Source organism: Halorubrum sp. SD690R, assembly GCF_005435035.1.
GTDB lineage: Archaea > Halobacteriota > Halobacteria > Halobacteriales > Haloferacaceae > Halorubrum > Halorubrum ezzemoulense.
This window is the reverse complement of sequence record NZ_SGTV01000013.1, coordinates 64,444-85,197: the sequence shown is the minus strand read 5'-3', so window position 1 is coordinate 85,197 and position 20,754 is coordinate 64,444. Positions and strand designations below refer to the sequence as shown.

Annotated in this window: 23 protein-coding genes and 1 pseudogene; 7 read left to right on the top strand and 17 right to left on the bottom strand. The window is 59.8% G+C overall.

From position 1 onward, the window contains the following. Positions 1-3 precede the first annotated feature (3 nt). From nikB to tsaA, 6 genes are all read left to right on the top strand, one after another. Positions 4-951 (top strand): nickel ABC transporter permease, encoded by a 948-nt coding sequence (nikB, locus tag EXE41_RS09955; protein WP_137690901.1) that lies wholly within the window; start codon positions 4-6, stop codon positions 949-951. Then, on the top strand, positions 948-1,835 hold the full coding sequence (nikC, locus tag EXE41_RS09950; RefSeq protein WP_137690900.1) for a nickel transporter permease: 888 nt from the start codon (positions 948-950) through the stop codon (positions 1,833-1,835). Before nikB ends, nikC begins: the two co-directional genes overlap by 4 nt. 4 nt (positions 1,836-1,839) lie before the next feature. Beyond that, positions 1,840-3,591, top strand: coding sequence for an ABC transporter ATP-binding protein (locus EXE41_RS09945; protein ID WP_158294407.1), 1,752 nt, complete (start codon positions 1,840-1,842; stop codon positions 3,589-3,591). Between the two features lie 11 nt (positions 3,592-3,602). Then, a complete protein-coding gene (locus EXE41_RS09940; protein WP_137690898.1) occupies positions 3,603-4,310 on the top strand; it encodes an FAD-binding protein in 708 nt (235 codons plus the stop codon). Between the two features lie 162 nt (positions 4,311-4,472). Then, entirely contained in the window at positions 4,473-4,625 is a 153-nt protein-coding gene (locus EXE41_RS19070; RefSeq protein WP_158294406.1) for a C2H2-type zinc finger protein, read from the top strand. A 74-nt stretch (positions 4,626-4,699) separates the two neighbouring features. After that, positions 4,700-5,191, top strand: coding sequence for a tRNA (N6-threonylcarbamoyladenosine(37)-N6)-methyltransferase TrmO (tsaA, locus tag EXE41_RS09935; RefSeq protein WP_137690897.1), 492 nt, complete (start codon positions 4,700-4,702; stop codon positions 5,189-5,191). Between the two features lie 453 nt (positions 5,192-5,644). Here the strand turns inward: tsaA and EXE41_RS09930 are convergent, their stop codons facing one another. The 11 genes from EXE41_RS09930 to EXE41_RS09880 all read right to left on the bottom strand — a co-directional run bounded on the left by EXE41_RS09930 (position 5,645) and on the right by EXE41_RS09880 (position 15,568). Continuing rightward, entirely contained in the window at positions 5,645-6,028 is a 384-nt protein-coding gene (locus EXE41_RS09930; protein WP_137690896.1) for a hypothetical protein, read from the bottom strand. A gap of 1 nt (position 6,029) precedes the next feature. Next, the gene (locus tag EXE41_RS09925) at positions 6,030-7,322 is read right to left on the bottom strand and encodes an FAD/NAD(P)-binding protein (RefSeq protein WP_137690895.1); all 1,293 of its coding nucleotides are present in this window, start codon (positions 7,320-7,322) and stop codon (positions 6,030-6,032) included. After that, entirely contained in the window at positions 7,319-8,377 is a 1,059-nt protein-coding gene (locus tag EXE41_RS09920; protein ID WP_137690894.1) for a metal ABC transporter permease, read from the bottom strand. The genes EXE41_RS09925 and EXE41_RS09920 overlap by 4 nt, the downstream gene beginning before the upstream one ends. Beyond that, positions 8,374-9,150 carry a metal ABC transporter ATP-binding protein gene (locus EXE41_RS09915; protein ID WP_137690893.1) on the bottom strand — a complete coding sequence of 259 codons (777 nt, stop codon included), beginning with the start codon at positions 9,148-9,150 and terminating at the stop codon, positions 8,374-8,376. Before EXE41_RS09915 ends, EXE41_RS09920 begins: the two co-directional genes overlap by 4 nt. Then, a complete protein-coding gene (locus tag EXE41_RS09910) occupies positions 9,147-9,368 on the bottom strand; it encodes a hypothetical protein (protein ID WP_137690892.1) in 222 nt (73 codons plus the stop codon). Before EXE41_RS09910 ends, EXE41_RS09915 begins: the two co-directional genes overlap by 4 nt. Beyond that, positions 9,365-10,990, bottom strand: a complete 1,626-nt coding sequence (locus tag EXE41_RS09905) for a metal ABC transporter substrate-binding protein (protein ID WP_137690891.1) — start codon at positions 10,988-10,990, stop codon at positions 9,365-9,367. Before EXE41_RS09905 ends, EXE41_RS09910 begins: the two co-directional genes overlap by 4 nt. A 401-nt stretch (positions 10,991-11,391) precedes the next feature. Continuing rightward, complete coding sequence (locus EXE41_RS09900) at positions 11,392-12,057, bottom strand: cobalt-factor II C(20)-methyltransferase (protein WP_137690890.1); 666 nt, start codon at positions 12,055-12,057, stop codon at positions 11,392-11,394. 3 nt (positions 12,058-12,060) lie between these two features. Further along, positions 12,061-12,450 carry an iron-sulfur cluster assembly scaffold protein gene (locus EXE41_RS09895; protein ID WP_137690889.1) on the bottom strand — a complete coding sequence of 130 codons (390 nt, stop codon included), beginning with the start codon at positions 12,448-12,450 and terminating at the stop codon, positions 12,061-12,063. Next, entirely contained in the window at positions 12,451-13,023 is a 573-nt protein-coding gene (locus EXE41_RS09890; protein WP_137690888.1) for a molybdenum cofactor biosynthesis protein B, read from the bottom strand. It abuts the gene before it with no gap. Beyond that, entirely contained in the window at positions 13,020-14,351 is a 1,332-nt protein-coding gene (locus tag EXE41_RS09885) for a GTP-binding protein (RefSeq protein WP_137690887.1), read from the bottom strand. The genes EXE41_RS09890 and EXE41_RS09885 overlap by 4 nt, the downstream gene beginning before the upstream one ends. Beyond that, complete coding sequence (locus EXE41_RS09880) at positions 14,351-15,568, bottom strand: GTP-binding protein (RefSeq protein WP_137690886.1); 1,218 nt, start codon at positions 15,566-15,568, stop codon at positions 14,351-14,353. Before EXE41_RS09880 ends, EXE41_RS09885 begins: the two co-directional genes overlap by 1 nt. Before the next feature lie 97 nt (positions 15,569-15,665). On the opposite strand from EXE41_RS09880, the gene EXE41_RS09875 reads away from it, so the two are divergent. Continuing rightward, the gene (locus tag EXE41_RS09875) at positions 15,666-16,097 is read left to right on the top strand and encodes a CopG family ribbon-helix-helix protein (protein ID WP_137690885.1); all 432 of its coding nucleotides are present in this window, start codon (positions 15,666-15,668) and stop codon (positions 16,095-16,097) included. A gap of 125 nt (positions 16,098-16,222) precedes the next feature. On the opposite strand, the gene EXE41_RS09870 is transcribed toward EXE41_RS09875, so the two are convergent. From EXE41_RS09870 to EXE41_RS09845, 6 genes and pseudogenes are all read right to left on the bottom strand, one after another. Beyond that, positions 16,223-17,611, bottom strand: coding sequence for a class I SAM-dependent methyltransferase (locus EXE41_RS09870; RefSeq protein ID WP_158294405.1), 1,389 nt, complete (start codon positions 17,609-17,611; stop codon positions 16,223-16,225). Positions 17,612-17,702: 91 nt separating this feature from the next. Continuing rightward, positions 17,703-17,864 (bottom strand): annotated as a pseudogene (locus EXE41_RS09865) (IS4 family transposase); the annotation flags it as partial. Positions 17,865-18,006: 142 nt separating this feature from the next. Next, on the bottom strand, positions 18,007-18,894 hold the full coding sequence (locus EXE41_RS09860; RefSeq protein ID WP_137690883.1) for an energy-coupling factor ABC transporter ATP-binding protein: 888 nt from the start codon (positions 18,892-18,894) through the stop codon (positions 18,007-18,009). Next, the gene (locus EXE41_RS09855; protein ID WP_137690882.1) at positions 18,891-19,706 is read right to left on the bottom strand and encodes an energy-coupling factor transporter transmembrane protein EcfT; all 816 of its coding nucleotides are present in this window, start codon (positions 19,704-19,706) and stop codon (positions 18,891-18,893) included. Before EXE41_RS09855 ends, EXE41_RS09860 begins: the two co-directional genes overlap by 4 nt. 2 nt (positions 19,707-19,708) lie before the next feature. Beyond that, positions 19,709-20,032: a cobalamin transport operon protein gene (locus tag EXE41_RS09850; protein ID WP_094494812.1), complete on the bottom strand. Its 324-nt coding sequence runs from the start codon at positions 20,030-20,032 to the stop codon at positions 19,709-19,711. After that, the gene (locus tag EXE41_RS09845) at positions 20,032-20,712 is read right to left on the bottom strand and encodes an energy-coupling factor ABC transporter permease (protein ID WP_137690881.1); all 681 of its coding nucleotides are present in this window, start codon (positions 20,710-20,712) and stop codon (positions 20,032-20,034) included. Before EXE41_RS09845 ends, EXE41_RS09850 begins: the two co-directional genes overlap by 1 nt. Positions 20,713-20,754: the final 42 nt, after the last annotated feature.

Sequence of the window (20,754 nt, the reverse complement as noted above, 5' to 3'; positions counted from 1 at the left end):
GGGATGCACTGGCAGTATCTCTTCCGCCGGTTGACGCTGACGGCGGTCACCCTAGTGCTGGTCAGCGCTGTCACGTACAGCCTCATCGGCATCGCGCCAGGGGATCCGGCAGAGCTAGTACTGCAAAAACAGCTTGGACAAGCGCCGACGACCGAACAAATCGAAACGTTCCGTTCGAAGCACGGCTTGGACGAGCCGATACACTGGCAGTATCTCCACTGGTTCGGTGACCTCCTGAAGGGGGATTTGGGCCAGTCGTACTACCACGAGCGGTCGGTGAGCGAACTGCTCCTGGATCGACTCCCGGTAACAGTCAAACTAGCTGCTGGGGGGCTCGCGGTGTCGCTCGCCGTATCTCTCCCGACGGGTATCCTCAGTGCCCGCCGCCCACAGGGACTCGCCGACCATCTGAGCCAGACCATCGCACTTCTCGGCGTCGCGATGCCGAACTTCTGGCTCGGCTACCTCCTGATATTTGCATTCTCTTTGAAGCTCGGGCTGACGCCCGTCTACGGCAGCGGGACACTCGCCCATCTCGTCCTCCCCTCGATTACCCTCGGGACTGGACTCGCAGCTGTCCAGACTCGGTTGCTCCGTGCGACGCTTCAGGACACGCTCGGCGCGGAATTCGTTACTGCCGCGCGGACTCGCGGTCTTCGCGAATGGCTCGTCGTCGGCAAGCACGCGCTTCGAAACGCGCTGTTACCATTACTCACCGTGGTCGGCCTCCAGTTGGGATTTGTCCTCAACGGCGCCGTCGTCGTCGAAGTAGTCTTCCAACGACCCGGACTCGGCACCTTACTGGTGGATGCGATCTTCGACCGGAACTACCCCGTCGTCCAGGGCGTGACGCTGCTCGCCGGAGTCCTGTTCGTGTCGGTCAACACCGTGACTGACCTCGCATATGGGCTGATTGACCCACGAATCGACGTGGGGGGTGACCCAGCGTGAGTTTCTCCACAGGCGGGGGTGACGAGACGTCCCCTCGCTCACGTACACGCCGCTTACGACGGGCGCTTCGGCAGCCACAGACGGCTGCTGGCGCGCTGATCGTCACGACGCTTACCGCCGTCGCACTGCTGGGTCCGGAACTGCTCGCGATTGACCCACTGGCACAGGACCTCACGAGTCGACTGCAACCCCCCTCGCCAGCGCACCCGTTCGGAACCGATCGACTCGGTCGGGACGTGTTCGCCCGAGTCGTCCACGGAGCGCGGTTCTCGCTGGGTATCGCTATCACAGTCACAGCCGTCAGGTTTCTTCTCGGCGTCGGTATCGGGCTCGTGGCCGGTTATAGCGGGGGGTGGATCGACGAACTCATGATGCGGATCGTCGACCTCCTGTTCGCGTTTCCCGGCATCGTCCTAGCACTGGTCATCGCCGGTATCGCTGGCCCCAGTCTCACGAACGTGTTGCTCGCACTGGCGGTCGTCGGCTGGGGGACCTACGCACGGGTCGTCCGGTCGGAGGTACTGTCCGTTCGCGAGCGTGACTATGTTACGGCCGCTCGTCTGTCCGGAACGCCCCGCCACCGCGTCGTCCTTGAGCACGTCCTTCCGAACGTGCTCGGCCCGACAATCGTCCTCGCGGCCCTGGACGTGGGAACGGTCGTCCTCGCGACGGCGGGGCTATCTTTCCTCGGGCTCGGCGCACAGCCGCCGACACCCGAATGGGGGACCATGATCGCCTCCGGCCGCCACTACCTGCAGACTGCGTGGTGGCTCGTGAACGTTCCTGGAATTGCAATTGTGCTAACAGTACTAGGATTCACGCTTCTGGGCGATGGGCTCCGCGACGCCCTCGACCCAGACGGAAGAACAAAAAGGGGACGTTGATACGATGGCACGACTCGACATCACCAATCTGACAATCACGTACAGTAGTGGAAGCCGCCAGCAAACCGCTGTCGATGATGCGAACCTCACGGTCGAACGTGGGGACCTCGTCGCGCTCGTCGGCGAGAGCGGGGCTGGAAAGTCAACGCTCTCCCGTGCCGTCGCCGGCATCCACGAACCCGCGACCATCCAGTCTGGCTCGATACTACTGGACGACCGAGACCTCACCACGGCCTCCACCGAGGAGTGGCGGGCCATCCGCGGTTCTCGCGTCGGATTCGCGTTCCAGGACCCAACGACGGCGTTTGATCCTATATACACCGTCGGTGAGCAGTTGGTAGAAGCAATCCGTGCGGGCGGTACCCCAGTCACCGGTGGCTCCTTGCTCGAGTCCGTCTCTCGCCGCTTTCGGCGGCGCAGTTTTCCACGACACCGTGATCGGGCGATTGCGCTTCTGGAAGAAGTCGGTATCGACGACCCGGAGGCGTGTCTGGATGCGTACCCGTCGGAGTTGAGTGGCGGGCAATGTCAGCGTGCGTTTCTCGCGACGGCGCTGGCCGGTGAACCAGATATCCTCGTCGCCGATGAACCGGCGAGTGGTCTCGACGCGACAACACAGGCACGCGTACTTGCGCTGCTCGAAAATCTCTCTGAGACGCGTGACCTCGGGGTGTTGTTGGTCACGCACGACCTCGGGCTTGCAAGTGAACATTGCGACAACATCAGCGTTCTCGCAGACGGACGAACCGTCGACAGCGGACCGGTAGAGGAGCTACTTTCGAAGCCCGACCACACCGCCACCGAATCGCTCGTCAGTGCAGCGAGAAGGCTCACGCTCCCGGACCGGCAGCCAGTGTCGGTGGACGGCTGTGGCGCGTCGCCGGGCCCACGACCGACGACCGACGAGACGATTGTCTCGGTGTGTGGACTCACGAAGCGCTATCCGGTCGACGATGCGATCGTGGATCGACTGCTGAAGGATAGGTCGTATCTGACCGCCCTCGACGACGTCTCAATCGACGTTCGGAAAGGTGAAACACTGGGCGTTGTCGGCTCCAGTGGCTCCGGGAAATCGACTGTCGTCGAGTGTATCGCTGGCCTGACCGAACCGACGAGCGGTGATGTGCGAATCGACGGCCGGTCGGTCGGGACAGTGTCCTCCCGAGACGTCGAGACGCTGGGTCGGGTCGGTGTCGTCTTCCAGCAGCCGAAGTCGAGCCTGAACCCGCGGTGGTCGCTCCGACGGTCGATTGCTGAGCCGCTGTCACGATGTGGGTGGGCGAACGACCGTATCGACGAGCGCGTCTCCGAGCTGTGTTCGCTTGTCGACCTCTCCCAGTCCGTCGCGGCGTCGCGGCCCGACGCGGTGTCCGGTGGGCAGGCCCAGCGCGCGGCACTGGCACGCGCAATCGCAGACGATCCGGAGATACTGCTGTTGGACGAACCAGTGTCGGCGCTGGATGCACCGACGCGCGCAGCGGTGGTGTCGCTGCTCGAAGCGTTGCACGCCAGCCGCGAGGGGGCTACCAGTACCGTCGTCGTCTCTCACGACCTCGGGACCGTCGGTCAACTCGCGGACCGAATCGTCGTCCTCGACGACGGTGCGATCGTCGAGAGAGGGCCCGTAGACGAGCTATTGTCGGCACCAGAACATCGACGAACACGTGCGTTACTCGACGCAGTTCCGAATCTCCCGGCAGCCGCCGATAGCGGGCTGTCGACTGCCAGCAGTTCGAACAACCAATCAATCCTGTAATCAATTCACCAATGACAGAGAAGACATCCACGAAGTACGACGTCGCGATTGTCGGTGGCGGACCAGCGGGCTGTGCGGCCGGTGTGTTCTGTAGCCGGGCCGGGCTCGACACCGTCGTCGTCTCGAACGGTCGTTCGACACTCCAGAAGTGCGCGTTCGTCGAGAACTACCTCGGTTTCCCGGCCGGAATCGAGCCCGGGACGTTGTTGGACCTCCTCAAGAGACACGCTCGCGAGGCGGGCTGTACGATGGTCGAGGAATCGGTCGAAACCGCAGCAGGGGACGAGGACGGCTTCGTTCTCACGCTCGACCAGGAGTCGGTCACTACCGAGCGGCTCCTCGGGGCTTCCTGGTCCGATAGCGACTATCTCGAGGCGCTGGGCGTCGAAACGGAGCCTGAATCCGGTTGTGGTTCGGTTTCGGTGGTTCCGACCGACGACTGCGGGGAGACCAACGTCGAGAACGTGTACGCCGCTGGCCGGATCACCGACACCCACCATCAGGCAATCGTCAACGCTGGCGATGGTGCCCGCGTGGCACTCGAGATCGTGAGAGAAGTCGATCCAGACTTCTACAACGATTGGGTCGCACCCGACGGCTACTACGAAAGCTACGACCGCGAGGTGCCCGTCGGCGTCGAAGAGATCGACCACAGCGAACGACGGCGGCGTGCGGAGCACGCGAACGACTACATGCGAGCGTTCTTCGAATCGAGCTGAACGCCACAGCTCGACGGCTCCATGACTCTCATTGGCGTATCCCGTCGAATCCGCTGGTGGGTCGTTAGTTAGCCGGGTGTTCAGATTAATACTCCATAGCAATTGTACTGACCCAATTTTTAATAACCCTTTTACTATATCTCCCCCTCAGTTGTTAATGTAATGTCGTACACCTGCTCCAACTGCGACGCACAGTTCCAAAGCGCTGCCGGCGTGACCCAGCACGTCGCGCTTCACCACAACACGTGTGCCGAGTGTAACGAGGAGTTCGACGACTCCGATTCGCTGCGCAACCACATCCACGAGAATCACTGAGCAATCACTACGCCACGGGACAGATCTGTCTCGGTCACGGTACTGATTTTTCGGTAGAAGACGAAGCCACGAACATGCCCAAAGACACGTTCAGCTACGAATCGATTGGAGTGATCCGAACGCCGTTTGAATCAGCAGAAGGTATGCCGATTCAACCGATCGGAGCAGATTCAGTCACAGGAACTGTCGAAATCGAGGCGTCGTATGCGGACGGATTAGCGGATCTTGCCGAGTTCTCGCACTGTATTCTGTTGTACCATTTTCACGTATCTACCGATGAAGCTCCCCTACGGGTCGAACCGTTTCTCGATGACGAACGACGAGGAGTCTTCTCGACACGGGCGCCACAACGTCCGAATCCGATTGGCCTCTCCGTTGTGGCAATCGAGTCCGTTAAAGAACAAGAACTGACCGTGAGCGGTATCGACGTTGTCGACGGGACACCATTGCTTGATATCAAACCGTTCGTTCCCGAGTTCGATATTCCGTCCGAGGTGGAGACAGGCTGGCTCGATGCGTCGGAATCGACGATCCGATCAGAACAGGCCGACAAGCGGTTTCTCTGATAAAGATACAAGTGCATACCTCCGTCTTCAGGCGGAGGTCGAGCGACACTCGGCTCGTTTGTTCCGGTAGTTTGAAGCCTGTGGCCTCCAGTCGTCACGGATGCTACGGAATCGGTGAGAGGCCGTCCCCGAACCACAAGGGGTGGTGAACTAGCGCTGGTCCACACGGCAATGACACGGATTCCGACGGGGCCTCATTGGCCGGGCCACAGCCCTACGAGGGAGACAAACGAGAGTTTCCCCGGTGTGTCGCCGGTTCCCTCCGAGTGCGGGTTGGAACCAAATGGCGACGACCACCCGAATCCGATGGTCGGATTCCTCCGCGTTTACGCGGAGGAGGAGGTCAATTTCCGGTCGCTACTCGTGGATATTCTGAGCGAGTTTCCAGTCCTACAAACGAGTTGTCTTACCGCGACAGGCGAGCGCTTTATATATTCAGCTTCATTCATCTCGCTACGGCCAGTTGCCGCCAGTTGAGGACGTAGTCTCAATCTCCCAGTCCGCAGTGCCCGCAGCGTCGGTCACTAATTGAAACGTCCAGTCGGGTACTGTCTCTACCACCCTCGCGGTCTCGTCTGTCCCGACGAATACGTATCGTTCCGTCTCGAAGTGTCCTCGGACCGCCGTCAGCGCCTCCGCTATCGAACGTGGTCCGGACAGGAACTCTTGGTAGTATCCGGCCTCTCGCACCCGTCGTCGTTCGATGTACGACGGCTCCGAGGAGACGATCCCGACGTAGCTGCTCCAGGTAGTGGCGTCTTCGAGGGCGTGGGCGGGCCGTGCGAGTCGATTGAGTGCGCCAAGCGAGACAGCGAGCGTGAGATCGGTCGAAGCCACGTCACGATCCTCCTCGAGAGCTCATCGGGAGCGGGCCTGTCTGCGCCTGATCTGGTGGGTCGAGAATCCGTTCTGCGGCCCGGCGGGCACCGACGATATTGCGAGCGAACGGACCGACGCTGGGCTCCGCGAGCGCGCCCGAAACGTACACCGCGGACTCGCTGCCGTCGGTCCGTCTCCACGCAAGGGTTCGATCGTTGAGAACGGGGAATCCTTCGGCTCCACGTGCAAGCGACAGCGATTCGCTGACGTGGTCGACCAACGCCTGCTCGGGAACCGGTTCGAGTCCGGTCGCGAGGACGACGCGTGCGGCCGTCGCTCTCTTGCCGTCGTCAAAGCGGAGGGACAGCCCCTCGTCTGTCGTGTTCGCAGACGTGATTTTGCCTTGCCGGTGTTCAAGCGCACCACCGTCACGCGCTTCGACCAGTCGTCGTTCGACGTACGGCGGAATCGTGGCGTCGTTGCGGGCGGCTCGGACCCGATCGAGACGGGCCTCCGATCCCGGCGGGAGCGTGTGGATCTCTTTCCCGATGTGGCGCCAGTTGATCCAGTGCGGGTCGGCCTCGGTCAGTTCGATTTCGAGTTCGTGACGCGACAGGAGCGTCACCACAGTCCGGTCTGCCAGACGGCAGGCGAGGTGCCCGGCCGTGATACCGCCTCCGACGACGAACGTTCGCCCCTCGAACGGGTCGGGCGTCGCCGGGTTGAACGCTTCGTCCCAGACGTGTGCGAGCGGCGCGTCGTCCGGGAGCGACGTCGTCCACTCAGGGAGCGTCGGCGTCGCACCGAGCCCGACGGCCAAGACGACACGGTTGGTCTCAATCGCTCCCGCGTCCGTTTCCACCACGTAAGTCTCTGTGCCCGCAGACCGGGTAACATCGGTTACCTTTGACCGATGGTGACAGTCGGCGAGCTCATGGCGCTCGATAACGTCGCGAGCGTGGTCGAGAAACAGGTCGAGAGTCGGTCGGTCCGGGTAGTTCCTCGTCGACACGAGCTCGTGCGCTCGGTGGTGTCCTTCCGCGAACGACTCGAGCGAGAACGACTCGGTGTCGATGTGGTGGACGAACGTCGATCGGAGCGTCTCCATGCCGCACTGATTGGCCTTCTTGGCGAACGAGGCGAGCAACTCCTCGCGCGGATCGAGGATTTGAATCTCGTCGCGCGTGTACTCGCCTTCCGTGAGAAGGTAGTTCGCGAGATAGGTGCCGTGAATCCCGCCGCCGACGATCACGTACTCGTAGGGGCGGTCACTGTTCGGTGGGTGATCGGCGGTCGATCTACCGACTGTCACTCTTGTTCTCCTCCATCGACTTCGAGTTCCGTTCCGCGGTGCTCGGACTGACCACTACTGAACCGTTGGACGGTCGGCAGCCGATGCCGCAACTGCCGGCTACCGAGCGTGAGGGCGTAGACGGCGATCGCCGCGACGACGATCGAGCCACCGGCCGCAATTCCGTACACGTACGACAGTGTCACACCGGCTATCGCCGCGAACTCGGCGGCGAGGATCGCCAGCAAGATGGATTGCTTGAAGCTCTCGGCGACTTGCGCCGCAGCGGCGACCGGAACGACAAGCATCGCAGCGACGAGGATGACGCCCATTATCTGCATCGCGCTGACGACGACCAGCGCCGTGAGCACGACCATGAGGCGTTTGTATAGGCGGACGTTCAGTCGCGCCGCGCGGGCGGCCGTCGCGTCGAATGTGACGTACAAAAGTGGCCGATAGGCTAGCGTGACGAGGCTACCGACGAGGACACTCATTAACACGAGGATACCGACGCTCTGTGTCGAGACGGTCGCCAAACTGCCGAAGAGGTAGGCGTCGATGCCGACCGCGATGCCACCGCCGGTCGCAGTGATGAGGATGCTGCCGACTGCGAATCCTCCCGTCAGGACGATCGCCAGCGAGGTGTCGCTGTACGCCCCGGCGTGTTCGACGAGCAACTCCACGAGCAGCGCCGTGACGACTGCGACCACGAATGCGGTGAACAGCGGCGACAGCGTGAGCGAGAAGGCCGAATTGAGGAACAACCCGACGGCGACGCCGGCGAAGGCTGTGTGTGCGAGCGTATCGCTGATCATCGCCATCTCTCGATGGACGAGGAACGTCCCGACGACCGGCCCAATGAGAGCGATACACAACGCAGCGAGGTAGGCACGTTGCATATACGGGTATTCGAGCATCGGCATGCCGAGCAGGTCGGCCAACACGTCCATTCCGGGACCAAAGACGTAGTTGAGGAACCACTCGATAGGGGCGAAGACGTTGACAGCAAAAAGCGGAGTCGCTATCATGTCGTCGAGTAGAACACTCTCTCCGAGGCGACGTAGTGTGAACATCATTTGTGGTCGTGCTGGAGGATGTGTTGGTCTCTCCCATATGCCTGCGAGAGGGCATCAGTCTCGACGAATTCCTCCGGGTCGCCGTCGAAGTACAACTGACGGTTGAGACAGGCGACGTCCGTCGCGTGCGTGGTGACGACACCGATGTCGTGTTCGATCAGGATGACGGTCAGCCCGGTCGCGTTCAGCTCATGGATGAGGCCGTAGAACTCCTCTCTGGATTCGGCGTCCACGCCGACCGTCGGTTCGTCGAGCGCGAGCAGATCGGCCTCTGAGGCGAGCGCACGGGCGATGAACACCCGTTGGCGTTGGCCACCGGACAGTCGACCGACCCGGCGAGACGCGAGGTCTGTGATTCCCACCTGTTCCAGCGCGTCTTCGATCGCTTGCCGGTCCGCTGCCGAGAATCGACCGAAGAGCCGCCGCGGGTACCGCCCCATCTCGACAACCTCTCGAACCGTGATCGGCATATCGCGCGCCGCCTTCGTCGCGTCCTGTGCGACGTATCCGATCCGCTCACCGGCGTCGAACTCGTGGGCGGGTTCGCCGAACAGCGACACCGTGCCTTCGTCTGGTCGACGAAGTCCGAGCATCAGGTCAAGCAGCGTGCTCTTGCCGCTTCCGTTCGGCCCGACCAGTCCGAGAAAGGAGCCGGGCTCGACGTCGATCGACACCGACTCGAGAACCGGGACCTCTCCGTAGCCGAATGTGACGTCGTCGACGCTGATGAGAGGGTCTCCCGCCCGTTCCCTCTCCGTCGTTGCTGTCGTCATCGGTAGTCGTCGAGGTCGACGAACGAGTTCCCGTACGCCGTAATCCAGGTCGTCGTCCGATACGGAACAGCCACATCCGGCGGATAGATCGTACAGACGGGTCTCTCCGCAGGGCCGACGACCAATGCCATCAGTCCTGAACGAGGGCTATTGGATGGGCCGGGCTCGGCGTTCCCGTCCCACTCCGGTTCCGTGTCGCCAGACGTGGTGTCGCTCATTCTGCGTCGAGGGCCTGCTTCAGGGTCTCGAGATTGATGTTTTCCATGATCTCAATGTAGCCCCAGCCCTCATCGGCCCACTCCTGGGTCTGTCCGGGAATCGGCGTCAGCGGGAGGACTTCGGTGGCGTCGGTCTCTGCGACGAGCTGGTTCGCCGCTGTCTGGGATTCGAGCGGGTCAGCACAGACGTACTGGAGGTCGTGTTCGGCGATGATCTCCTGGGCCCGTTCGATATCCCTCGGCGTCGGCTGGTCGTCCGGTGACAGTCCCGTCAGCGTCCGGACCTCGAAGTCGTAGCGCTGGCCGAGATACTGGAAGGCGTTGTGACCAGCGACGAACACGACGTCTTTCGAAGCGCCCTCTAGCGCGGACTGGAACGACTCGTCGAGTTCGTCTAGGCGGTTCCGGTACGATTCGGCGTTCTCGGCGTAGGCACTGGCGTTGTCGCCGTCGACGTTGACGAACCCGCTCCGGATGTTGTCGACCGCCTGCTTCGCTCGCTCAGGGTCTAGCCAGAAGTGTGGGTCAGCCCCGCCAGAGTGGTTGTGGCCGTGTCCCTCCTCGCCTTCGTGATCGGCTTCTCCCTCGTGCTCGCCTTCGTGTTCTTCTCCACTCTCGTGGCCGTGTTCACCCTCATGCTCGCCATCACCCTCGTGCCCGTGTCCGCCCGCACTCTCAGTCACTTCGGGCTCGATGACCGACCCACTGCCGTCGGTGAGCGTCGCGTCGAACTCAGCGGGAGCGTGCTGGGCAAAGAGGACATAGTGACCCTCTGTTTCGATGTCGATGGAGAACGTCGTCTCACCGGAGTCCGCGAACTGGAGGTGATAGAGTGACTCACTGGACGGCGTGAGTGTCTCGCCGCCTTCGACCGGTGTGTGCGTGTCGTGGTCGCCGTAGAGGGCGGCCGCAGTTTCCTCGACGTGGTGAATGCCGTGGTCGCCACCCTCGTCGGTCGCGATGACGGCGAGCTGCATCCTCGGATCGGGGCCCTCGTGGAACGTGTGCGTGTAGGTGCCAGCTTCGAGGTGGTAGAGGCCAGCCCACTCCCAGGGAGTCTCCCCACCGTGATCGTGTTCTCCTTCACCGTCGTGGCCTTCCTCGTGTTCGCCTTCGTGACCGTGATCGTGTTCTCCTTCCCCCTCGTGACCTTCCTCGTGTTCGCCCTCATGGTCTTCTTCGTGACCGTGATCGTGGTTGTGCCCGCCTTCGATGAGGTTGATACCAGCACCGGCAGCGACGATATCGACGTCGGCGTCGTCGTCACCGAGACTCGTCACGAGGTCGTCAGCCCACGGCTGGAAGCCCTCCATTCCGTAGAGAAAGAGGTCAGATTCGAGAATTGTTCCCTGAATCTGTGGCCCTGGTTCCCACCCGTGGCCGTGTTGGCCGATCGGGACGAGCGTCTCTGCGGTCCCGGTGTCGCCTGTAACCTGGCTGGCTAAGTCCCCGAATACGAAGAACGAAGACTGGGCTTCCGGCCCGGTATTCTCCGTCGCTGTTGAGCCGTCATTCTCCGCCGCGCCGGAATCGCCATTGTTCGATGTACAGCCCGCGAGCGCACCGATGGTTGCCGTACCGAGTCCAGCTGCGATGAGTCGACGTCGGGTGTATCGAGGCATCTATTGATAATAATAGCAGACTAGATAATAAAGACTGTGATTTTAGTCAAATAAGTTAATAAGAATCACTAACTGAAATCTGAGTTTAGTAACTAGTGTCGTAGTAACTAATGCGAGTCGTAGCATTACTAATGATTGCTACCTCGGAATCCGTATTACACAACCCTGAGAATGGTGCTAACAGGTTTTTCCTACTCGTAGCCCGAATGAATGGATGTAATGTGTCACTGCTTCAGCGACCTAGCCGAGATGAGTGATGAAGAGCGTACGGAAATCCTCAGCGAACACTCGACAGAAGAACTCCGCGCGGAATACTCCACGGAAGAACTAGAAACCCTCGGCGTCACCGCCTGAGGCTAGTTCACGTTGGTCCTACCCGGACGACCGACAGCGTCCGCCCATCACGAAGACCCGGTCCCCTCCCGTTTCTCTGCGTACGCGAGTGTGTAGTAGTCTCGATCAGTTACCTCTCCGGGATTGTTCGTAACGAGGGCCTCTTCGGTATCCATGAAGAGTCGTCGTCCGAACGTCACCTCGTAGCCCGCTTCGGTCATCTTGTCGTAGGTCGTCGGTGCGTCGGTTACTTTGAACAGGATCAGCCGATTTGGGCCGATCGGTGCTTCTCCATCGGTCGCCTCGCGGAGCGTCAGTTCTGCTCCGGCGTCGATGTCGACCCCGAGGACCGAAGCGAACGCCGTCACACTGCTGACACCGGGAACGACTTCGATGTCAATGTTGGGATGCTGCTCTCGAAGCGTCCGACGCAGGTGTCCGAACGTCGAGTAGATACAGGGATCTCCGAGCGTGACGAACGCCGCGTCAGTGTCGCGTGCGTTCGGCGCGACTTCCGCGGCCGCCACCTCCCACGCCGCTTCCAGCTCTTGTGGGTCGGTCGTCATCGGGAACTCGAGGTCACCCAGTTTCGAGTCGGGAACGTACTCGGCCGCGACGCGCCGTGACAGTCGTCCGGGTGAGTAGACGATGTCGGCCGATTCGAGCCGTCGCTTGCCGCGAACCGTGAGCAGGTCAGTCGCGCCCGGCCCCAACCCAATTCCGTACAGTGTCATCGGTTACGTGCCCCCCTCATAGTTCTTGACGCCGTCCTGAACCACCTTCTCCGCGAGTACAGCACACGGGACGCGCATTGGCGTCAGCTCGACTCCCAAGAGATCGAGGGCGTCCTCACGGTCGAGGTCATGAACCTCCGAGAGCGTCATTCCCGGGAGCTCTTCGGCGAGCAGGCTCGCGCTCGCAATGCTGATCGCACAGCCCTCTCCAGTAAACGTGACCTCTTCGATCGTTTCACCGTCCTCGGCGAGTCTGAGGTCGAAGGTGAGTTCGTCGCCACAGGAAGCGTTCTCGCCAGTGTGAGAGACGGTAGTTGGCGAGAGGCGCCCCCACCTTCGAGGATTGCGGTAGTGATCCAGGATTACCTCCTGATACATTTTGGACCCCTGCATCTACTCCACCCTGTGTCGCGTCGCGAGTCCGGCGAGATGCGGGGCTTCCTCCGCGATAATTTCGGCCGTAGCGAGTTCAGCGGCGTTCACGCTTCCGGGCAGCACGAACACCGGGACGTCGCGGGCGATACCCGCCGTCGCGCGGGTCGCGACGACTCGGGTTCCGACCTCCTCCCACGAGAGCCGCCTGAACGCCTCGCCGAAGCCTGGTAGATCGCGGTCGAAGAGTTCGCTCACCGCGTCCGGACTGACGTCGTCGACAGTGACTCCAGTCCCGCCGGTAGTCACGACGAGGTCAATGTCCGACCGATCCAGACACTCGCTCACGGTGGTCTTAATCCGGACGTAGTCGTCCGGAACCGTCCGGCGTGACGTGACGACGTGACCCGCGTCAACGAGAGTGTTCGCGACGGCGTCACCGCCGGGATCGGTCGGGTCTGCTTCCGTGGCGGTTCCTCGGGACGACGAGACGGTCACGATTGCGACACCGAGTGGATCAACGCAGTCGTGACCGTCTTCGTCCGTCGTCCGTCGGTCCGCCGCCGACGGGAGCTCCGAGTGATTCCCGGTCACTGTCCCTCACCGACCACGAGACGCTGTTCCATCGGTGGCTGAGACCGGTCCATCGTCCCCGGAAACGGATTCTCGAGTTCGTCCCAGTTCCCCGCCATCTCCGGTTCTGAGAGGAGACAGTCGTCAAGGGCGGCAGCGATGGCCGAGTCGTCCATTCCAGCGCCGATGAAGACGAGCTTTATTTCACGGTCTCCCCACTGTTCGTCCCAGTGGAGATCCGGTCGTGACTCACGGTAGGAATCACGCTGGAACTTTGGGACCGTGACCGCCCATCGGCCGTTGACTTCGACGTGCGTCTGCGTACCCGCTTGGCTCAAGTCCAGCGCGTATCGCTCGCGTCCAGCGACCCACAAGTGTCCTTTCGCCCGGACGACGGACTCGGGGAAGGAGCGGAGCCACTCACTGAACCGTTCCGGATGGAACGGTCGGTGGCGCTCGTACACGAACGAGTCGACGCCGAACTCCTCCGGCGGGTGACGGTGATCGTGGTCGTCACCCGGACCATCGTGGGTACCGTCGTGACCGTTGTCACGCTCGGAACCCTCGTCGTGACTATGACCGCCACCGTGGTCCATCTCTGCTGATTCCGGCTCTCCGGTCCCTCCGTGGTCGCTCGAGAGCACCTGCTTCCACCGGGCGGACCGTTTCGCTTGTTCTCTGTCGAATCGTCCAGTTCCGAGAACGTCGTCGGGTTCGACCGCGCTCTCGGTCGTGCGGGTGATGTCGACACCGGGGTGGAGCGTTTCGAGCACGCGTTCGACCGTCTCGCGTTCGTCTTCCGTGACGAGGTCACACTTGTTGAGGACGAGTACGTCACAGAATTCGACCTGTTCAGCAAGTAGGTCCGAAAGCGGTCGAGAGCCGTCATCCGTCGACTTGATCGGACGACCGTCGACGAACGTTCGATGGAACTGTGCGGCGTCGACCACCGTGACGGTCGTATCGAGATCGTACAGCGTCGACGCACGTGCGGGCGAGACGAACCGCTGGGCGATGGGGACCGGATCGCTGATCCCCGAGGCTTCGATGACTAGATAATCGAACTCCTCGTCGAAGGCCAGACGTAGCAGCTCCTGGTCCAATTCGTTCTGGAGGCCGCAACAGATACAGCCGTTCGACAGTTCCGTGACGCCGCCGTCTTCCATCGAGAGTTCGGAGCCGTTCTCGATGAGGCCGGCGTCGACGTTCACCTCGCCGACGTCGTTGACGAGAACAGCGATATCGTACTCCTCGCCGCCGACGGTAAGGAGGTGGTTGAGCAAGGTCGTCTTCCCGGCCCCGAGTCCACCACTGAGGATCGTGACCGGCGGGTGGTCGTCGACGGTCATCAGTCGTCAGCCAGTGCGAGTTCGCGCTGTTCGTCGGCGGTGAACGGGTCTGGGTACTCGTTCCAGTCTTCCCCCATCTCTGCGTCTGAGAGGACACAGCCTTCCAGTCGCTCGATCAGTGTCTTCTGATCGAATTCGCGACCGATGAACACGAGCTCTGATCCCCGGTCGCCCCACTGGTCGTCCCAATCCTCTTTGATGCCGGGACGGGCGGCGAAGTAGCGCTCTTGTTGGGCCTGCGGGAGCGTGGCGATCCACGTCCCTTTCGGACCGGCCCGAACCGACTGGCCCGCTTTGTCGAGACCCATGGCGATGTCTTCGCGACCGGCGGACCAGAAGAAGCCCTTCGCGCGAACGATTCCGTCGGGGAGGTCGGCGAAGAGGCGAGCGATCCGCTCGGGGTGGAACGGTCGGCGGGATTCGAAGACGAACGAGGTGACCCCGTGTTCGTCGGCGGCCGACTCGTGGTGATGGCCGTGCTGGAGTTCACGCTTCCATCCGGCGGACTGACTTGCGCGATCGAAATCGAACCGACCCGTATTCAGAATCTCTCCGGGGTCGACCGCCCCGTGTTCGGTTCGGATAATATTTGCTCTCGGTTGGAGCGCCCGTAGCACTGCCTCCATCTCTTCAAGTTCATTGTCGGGGACGAGATCGCACTTGTTCAACAGGAGGACGTCACAGAACTCGATCTGATCCATCAGCGCCTCCTCGGGGACCCGGTTACCCTGTGGATCGATGGAGTCGTCGGTGAGAGCTTGGCCGGAATCAAACCCCTTCCAGAAGCTGTGCGCGTCAACGACACTGACCATCGTGTCGAGTTCGTAGACCCCCGTAGGGTCGAAATCCGCGTCTTCGAATCCGCGAGCGAACGTCTGCGCGACGGGAATCGGTTCGCTGATCCCAGACGACTCCACGAGGAGGTACTTGAAGTCTCGCTCGTCGGCTAATCGACCTACCTCATCAAGCATGTCCCCGCGAAGCCGACAGCAGATACACCCGTTCGACATCTCGATGATCTCGTCGTCGTTCTGGGTGAGATCCGACTCGCGTTCGACGAGGTCGGCGTCGACGTTCACTTCGCCCATATCGTTTACTAAAACGGCGGCGTTGAGTTCCTGTTCGCTACTAAGAATGTGGTTGAGCGTCGTCGTCTTGCCAGCTCCGAGACTTCCGCTGAGAATCGTTACCGGGATCGGGTAGTTGTTGGACGGCATACTCTAATTATGAATCTACTACACTAAAATACTAATTATTATTCTTATACTCTACTGTCATAACAGGAACTAATAAGACTGAATAAAACTTTAATATATGAGCGTCGTTAGCATCTCGATGCCCGAGGCGTTGCTGGAACGCATCGACGAGTTCGCCGAAGAACACGGGTACAGTGGCCGAAGCGAAGTCGTTCGCGAAGGCACACGCACGTTATTCGAAGAGTTTCAAGAGCAACATATCGAGGGACAAAAGCAGATGTGTACGGTAACGGTCGTCTTCGAGTACTGTCAACCCGCCGTCCAGGAGCGTCTCACGAGAGCACGCCACGAGTACGATGCTATTGTCTCCGCAACTACCCACACACACGTCCAAGACCAGTACTGTATGGAGTTGTACGTTTTAGAGGGGACCACAGAAGCACTATCTGGATTCGTCAACAGCGTTCGAGCAGTGCCGAATGTCCAAGCGGTGGATTACTCAATCCCCTCACTGGGCGATGCTCACATTGATCAGCGCATCGAATCGTAACCGCTTTTTGAATCCCCTAGGATAAGGTAAAAATTACGTGACATGTGAGACGAGGATGTAGCAGACAATATATTAATTGTACTCAGCCCACAAGTCAATTATGATGTAAATATAACTAGCCTTACTCAATATCTTTTTCGTAGAAAATTCAAAAAGTTCGAGACTGGTGTATCTTCGTTGGGGTTGAAATCTCGCTGTTCCCCCTCAATCTCGAATCTGGGAGGTATGTGATTCTTTACCTCGCTACGTTTCATTGCTCTCAAATATTCCTTCTCAAATATTTCAAATTTCGCTTGAGAGTGGTCTGGATCTCCACCTGATGGCTCTATACGATAATATGTCTCATAACTGTATTTACCCTTTCCAAGATCCTCTGAATTATATTTACCTTCGTAGTCAACTGTGATGTCAGGTGCATCTGGAATCAAGCTTAGGTCAGCTGGTTCGTCAAAAGAATAATTTCGATTTTTCGGGATATGATCTCCTTGCCATAATTCATCTTTATCTACACAGTCAAATACTAGCAGCCCACCTGGTGTTAGTAAGTTAGATATGTTTCTCAGCGCGTGTTCCACTTCTTCATTTTCATATAAATAGGTAAAAGTTCGGAACATAAATGCGATATCGAAATCAGACCTTTCAATTTTATTAGCCCTGAGTATATTATATTCATAAATTCTGGATTCTACCCGAGTATAATATTTAGCCGCGTCTTTCATTCCTTCAGAACGATCAAGTCCGACGACTTCTTCAATTTCATCTTTACCTTCCAGAAATTTAACTAATTCACCGGTGCCACATCCAATATCTAGCACGCGAAGTTTGTTTTTATCTAGTGCTGCTAATTCCCTCTTAATTACATTTTCAGCAACATCAATTTGTTTTTCTAGAGCGGTGCGATTTTGAGCATCATATGGGTCATGCGCAAGGGCATACAGACCTACGAACGAATTATACGAGGGCTTTGATTGGTTAAACACAGATATCCCATCTAGAAATCCGCGTTCTGTTAGCTCAGTAGGGTCACGCTTAACGAGTTTATTGAATTCAGATTTTCCAGAAGGTTCGATTTTTCCCGGTAATTCCTCCAGTGCATCGAGGATTTGGTTTGCTTGTGCGGAGTGACGCTGATGATAGATCGTGTGGAGTTTACGTCCAATCTCTTCGTCTTGGCTTATTTCTTGTTCAAGATTTTTGAAAAAATCAGCTACGAGTTGTTCGGTGTCAATATCCAGCTCTTGATCCAGCATCTCCTCGTTCAATGTATCAGCAACACGTTCTACTGTGATCGGGTCACCGCCAGCATCGAACTCATCGATTAGTTCCTCGACCTCGTCCTTCTCGAAAGCGGCTGGGAACACCCCTGGCACTAATTCCTCGTGCTGCTTCGCCACCTGCATCGCCGCGTGTTCAACCGCGTTATCCATGAACGCCATCCGCTGGTATTTCCCATTTGTGTAGCCGACAGTCGCAGACAGGAGTACGCGCGCACCACCCGGCGAGTCAAACAGCATACTGAGTATTCTGTCTGCCACCAATAAATAACGTAGCATCCGTCTTTAGTTAAGCCTCACACCTCGGTTGTGTAGCGGTAGCGAGCGTCTCTTACAAGATTGGTCGTTGCTTGTGGATCTTTTGACCGGCTTCGATCAGCCGGTCAAGCAGCAGCGGTGGTGAGTAGCCGAGGAACTCACCGAGTTCGTGGAGAATAAGCTGGGCGTGCGACCGAAAGGTCGCCGCCCAGCGCTCTGTCGGAAACACAAGCTCCATTCGTCTTTAGTTAATACTCGTAGTAATATCTAATCACGAGTGATCACAATACTCCCGAGTCGTGGGAGACCGCTCACGCAGGCTCCGACCACCCGATTGAGTGTCATCAAGAAGTCGTGAGAGATGCCGAAGAAGGCGGTCAGTCATGTCTGTGTCCATCTGCGGAGGGTGTCGGTGTGGTGCTGGAATTTCCAGCTTCCGTCAGGAGCGACACGAGGTCCGATTCGGTCACCGGCTGTGCCGTCGCCCCCAGCCCTGCGTCACGAGCCACACGAACCGCGCTCGGTGGGTGAAGGTTCGCGTCCGCCAACAGGGCGTCGTCGTAGAACACCTCTCGGGGTGTTCCGCCTCCGATGATGTTGCCCTCGGCCATCACGCAGACGCGGTCCGCGACTTCAGCGGCAAATTCGAGGTCGTGCGTCGACAGGACGACACTGATACCGTCCTCGTGAATTTGCTCGATCCGCTCCGCGACCAGCTGGGATCGGTCGGGATCAAGCCCTGCGAGTGGTTCGTCGAGCACGACCACACTCGGTTCGAGGACGAGCACACCGGCGAGGCCAGCGAGCCGTTTCTCCCCGCCGCTCAGGTAGTGTGGGATTCGGTCTTCAAGGTGGCTCGCGTCGACAGTCGCCAGTGCTTCACGAGCGCGTTCCCTCGCTTCGTCTCCGGGGACCCCGTAGTTCTGAAGGCCGAACATCACGTCGTCGAGGACTGTGGGCGCGACGAGTTGCGTATCGGCGTCTTGGAAGACGAAGCCGACCTCTTTTCGCGCGTGTGGCTTGTTGTCCTCGGTGATCGGGGTGCCATCGACGACGAGCTTGCCGTCATCGGGAATGAGGGTCGCGTTCAGATGTTCGAGGAGCGTCGACTTTCCGGCGCCGTTGCCACCGATGAGGGCCACGACCTCATCGGAATACACGGAGAAGTCGACCTCGTGCATACCAACCGTCCCGTCCGGGTACGTGTGGGCCTCACACTGTAGGTCGACCAAGAGCCGCCGGTCTTCAGAATGATTTGTACTCATACTGGAACCACCTCGTAGACGCCGACTAACGCGTAGGCGACGACGCCGGCGTAGCAAGCGGCGATAACGACGAGCTCACGAGCGGGTGGTCGCGGGACGTCACCGTACAGCGTGAGGTCGCCGTCGTATCCGCGGGCTTCCATCGACTTGACGAGTCGTTCGGACTGCTCGATCGCCGACAGCATCGTCATGCCGAGAATCCGGGCGTACAGCCGTTTATTCGACCAGAATTCCGAGAAGTTCGCTCCGCGGGAGAGCGCGGCTTTCACCAAGTCCTCAAGCGTCTCAAGCATAACGAACGTGAACCGGTAGGTGAGGAGGGCGACCTGGTCGATCGGTCGCGGTAGCAACCGCCCGAGCATGTACGCGACGTCCGTGTATTTGGTCGTCATCGACGCCGTCAGCGAAAACGTGACCACCGTGAGCGACCGACAACTGAGCTCGAAGAAGAGGGCGAGACCCTCCCACGTGACCGAAAGGCCGCCGAGCGGCGTCGGAACTGCGCCGCCGATCGGCGTCCCCGGTTCGAGAAACGCCAGCGGTCCGGCAACCGAGACGATGAACAGCATCGGGAGCGTGTACCAGCCGATGAGTCGCCGGTACGGCAGATCCGCGACTCCGTAGACTACCAGTACGGTTCCGTACAGGCCAGCCAAGAGCGCGAGGCGGTCGAACACTGTGACGGCGAGAACGAGTACACCGACGACACCGACCTTCGTCCACGGGTTAATTCGATGTAACGGTCCGTCCCGTCGCTCGGCGAACGCCGTGATGAGCCGGGGGTCAGGGACGTGGTTCGAGAGCGTTGTCACGGTTACCGTGTCGGTCGTTCGTCATCACCGAAGCCGCCGTAACGGTCGACGTAGACGTACAGCCCGAGACCCAAGAGGGCGAAGGCGAGAACAATTCCGCCGAATTCGACCATCAGTCCGCCCTTCCGGATGGGACCGGCAACGACGATACCACGTCCAAGATTCACGAGTGTGCCACCGCCGTCTTGGACGCCGCGTTGAAGCGTTTGCGAGGCCCGCTTTGCCCATGGAACGGCACCACCGGTCGCAGTGAACCCCCAGTAGCCGACGGCGAGGAACGCCGAGAAGACGGCAGCCATGCTACCGTACTGCTTCCAGCGCTGCATCAGGCTGTCACCCCCGAGGGCTCATCGCGAGTGTCGCGGTCGGTAAGTCCGACGAGGTCGGGACGCACTGAGGCGAGGAATTGGACGATAAGTCCCGTAAGCAGCCCCTCAACGACCGCGACACCGAGGTTGAGAGCGGAGAGTCCACCAACGGCGATCAGCAGGTCACCACGCGGGAGCGCGCTCCCGTTAACCCCGCTGATAACGATGATCGCCCCCATCAGGAATGACCCTGCCGAGAGGCCGAGTGTCGCGGCACTCGCGCTGGCGGGGAAGACGTCCCACTCCATCCCCATCAGCGTCTTGAACGCGTAGTAGGCGACGATCGCTTCGCTGGCGTTGATCAGCGTGTTCGCCCCGATTAGGCCGACCGCTCCGTGTCCGAGCGCCGCCGAAAAGATGTTGACGACCAATGCGACAAGCGCGCCGAGAAGCGGTCCGGCGATGATACCCACGAGCCCGGTGAGGTTCATGTGAATTCCGCCCCACACTGGAATGTTAAGCTGGAAGACCGCAAAACTCGCAGCCGCGCCAATACCCGCGAGTGCGATCTGGTGTGTTTCTATTCCACCTTTCCGTACCCGATAGACTACGGTGGAAATCAGTCCAGCACCAAGCAGCGTCCACAGCACGAGCGCCCAGAGGGGGAATGACCCTTCTCCAAGGTGAATGTGCGGCATATCTGTTTGGCAATTAAAGACTTAGATATAATAACTTTGCTG

What these genes read in the sequence shown, in the direction of transcription:
- nikB (WP_137690901.1), top strand. Translation starts at nt 4, where the DNA reads ATGCACTGGCAGTATCTCTTCCGCCGGTTGACGCTGACGGCGGTCACC.
- EXE41_RS09945 (WP_158294407.1), top strand. Translation starts at nt 1,840, where the DNA reads ATGGCACGACTCGACATCACCAATCTGACAATCACGTACAGTAGTGGA.
- EXE41_RS09940 (WP_137690898.1), top strand. Translation starts at nt 3,603, where the DNA reads ATGACAGAGAAGACATCCACGAAGTACGACGTCGCGATTGTCGGTGGC.
- EXE41_RS19070 (WP_158294406.1), top strand. Translation starts at nt 4,473, where the DNA reads ATGTCGTACACCTGCTCCAACTGCGACGCACAGTTCCAAAGCGCTGCC.
- tsaA (WP_137690897.1), top strand. Translation starts at nt 4,700, where the DNA reads ATGCCCAAAGACACGTTCAGCTACGAATCGATTGGAGTGATCCGAACG.
- EXE41_RS09920 (WP_137690894.1), bottom strand. Translation starts at nt 8,377, where the DNA reads ATGATGTTCACACTACGTCGCCTCGGAGAGAGTGTTCTACTCGACGAC.
- EXE41_RS09915 (WP_137690893.1), bottom strand. Translation starts at nt 9,150, where the DNA reads ATGACGACAGCAACGACGGAGAGGGAACGGGCGGGAGACCCTCTCATC.
- EXE41_RS09910 (WP_137690892.1), bottom strand. Translation starts at nt 9,368, where the DNA reads ATGAGCGACACCACGTCTGGCGACACGGAACCGGAGTGGGACGGGAAC.
- EXE41_RS09905 (WP_137690891.1), bottom strand. Translation starts at nt 10,990, where the DNA reads ATGCCTCGATACACCCGACGTCGACTCATCGCAGCTGGACTCGGTACG.
- EXE41_RS09900 (WP_137690890.1), bottom strand. Translation starts at nt 12,057, where the DNA reads ATGACACTGTACGGAATTGGGTTGGGGCCGGGCGCGACTGACCTGCTC.
- EXE41_RS09895 (WP_137690889.1), bottom strand. Translation starts at nt 12,450, where the DNA reads ATGCAGGGGTCCAAAATGTATCAGGAGGTAATCCTGGATCACTACCGC.
- EXE41_RS09885 (WP_137690887.1), bottom strand. Translation starts at nt 14,351, where the DNA reads ATGACCGTCGACGACCACCCGCCGGTCACGATCCTCAGTGGTGGACTC.
- EXE41_RS09880 (WP_137690886.1), bottom strand. Translation starts at nt 15,568, where the DNA reads ATGCCGTCCAACAACTACCCGATCCCGGTAACGATTCTCAGCGGAAGT.
- EXE41_RS09875 (WP_137690885.1), top strand. Translation starts at nt 15,666, where the DNA reads ATGAGCGTCGTTAGCATCTCGATGCCCGAGGCGTTGCTGGAACGCATC.
- EXE41_RS09870 (WP_158294405.1), bottom strand. Translation starts at nt 17,611, where the DNA reads ATGCTGTTTGACTCGCCGGGTGGTGCGCGCGTACTCCTGTCTGCGACT.
- EXE41_RS09860 (WP_137690883.1), bottom strand. Translation starts at nt 18,894, where the DNA reads ATGAGTACAAATCATTCTGAAGACCGGCGGCTCTTGGTCGACCTACAG.
- EXE41_RS09850 (WP_094494812.1), bottom strand. Translation starts at nt 20,032, where the DNA reads ATGCAGCGCTGGAAGCAGTACGGTAGCATGGCTGCCGTCTTCTCGGCG.
- EXE41_RS09845 (WP_137690881.1), bottom strand. Translation starts at nt 20,712, where the DNA reads ATGCCGCACATTCACCTTGGAGAAGGGTCATTCCCCCTCTGGGCGCTC.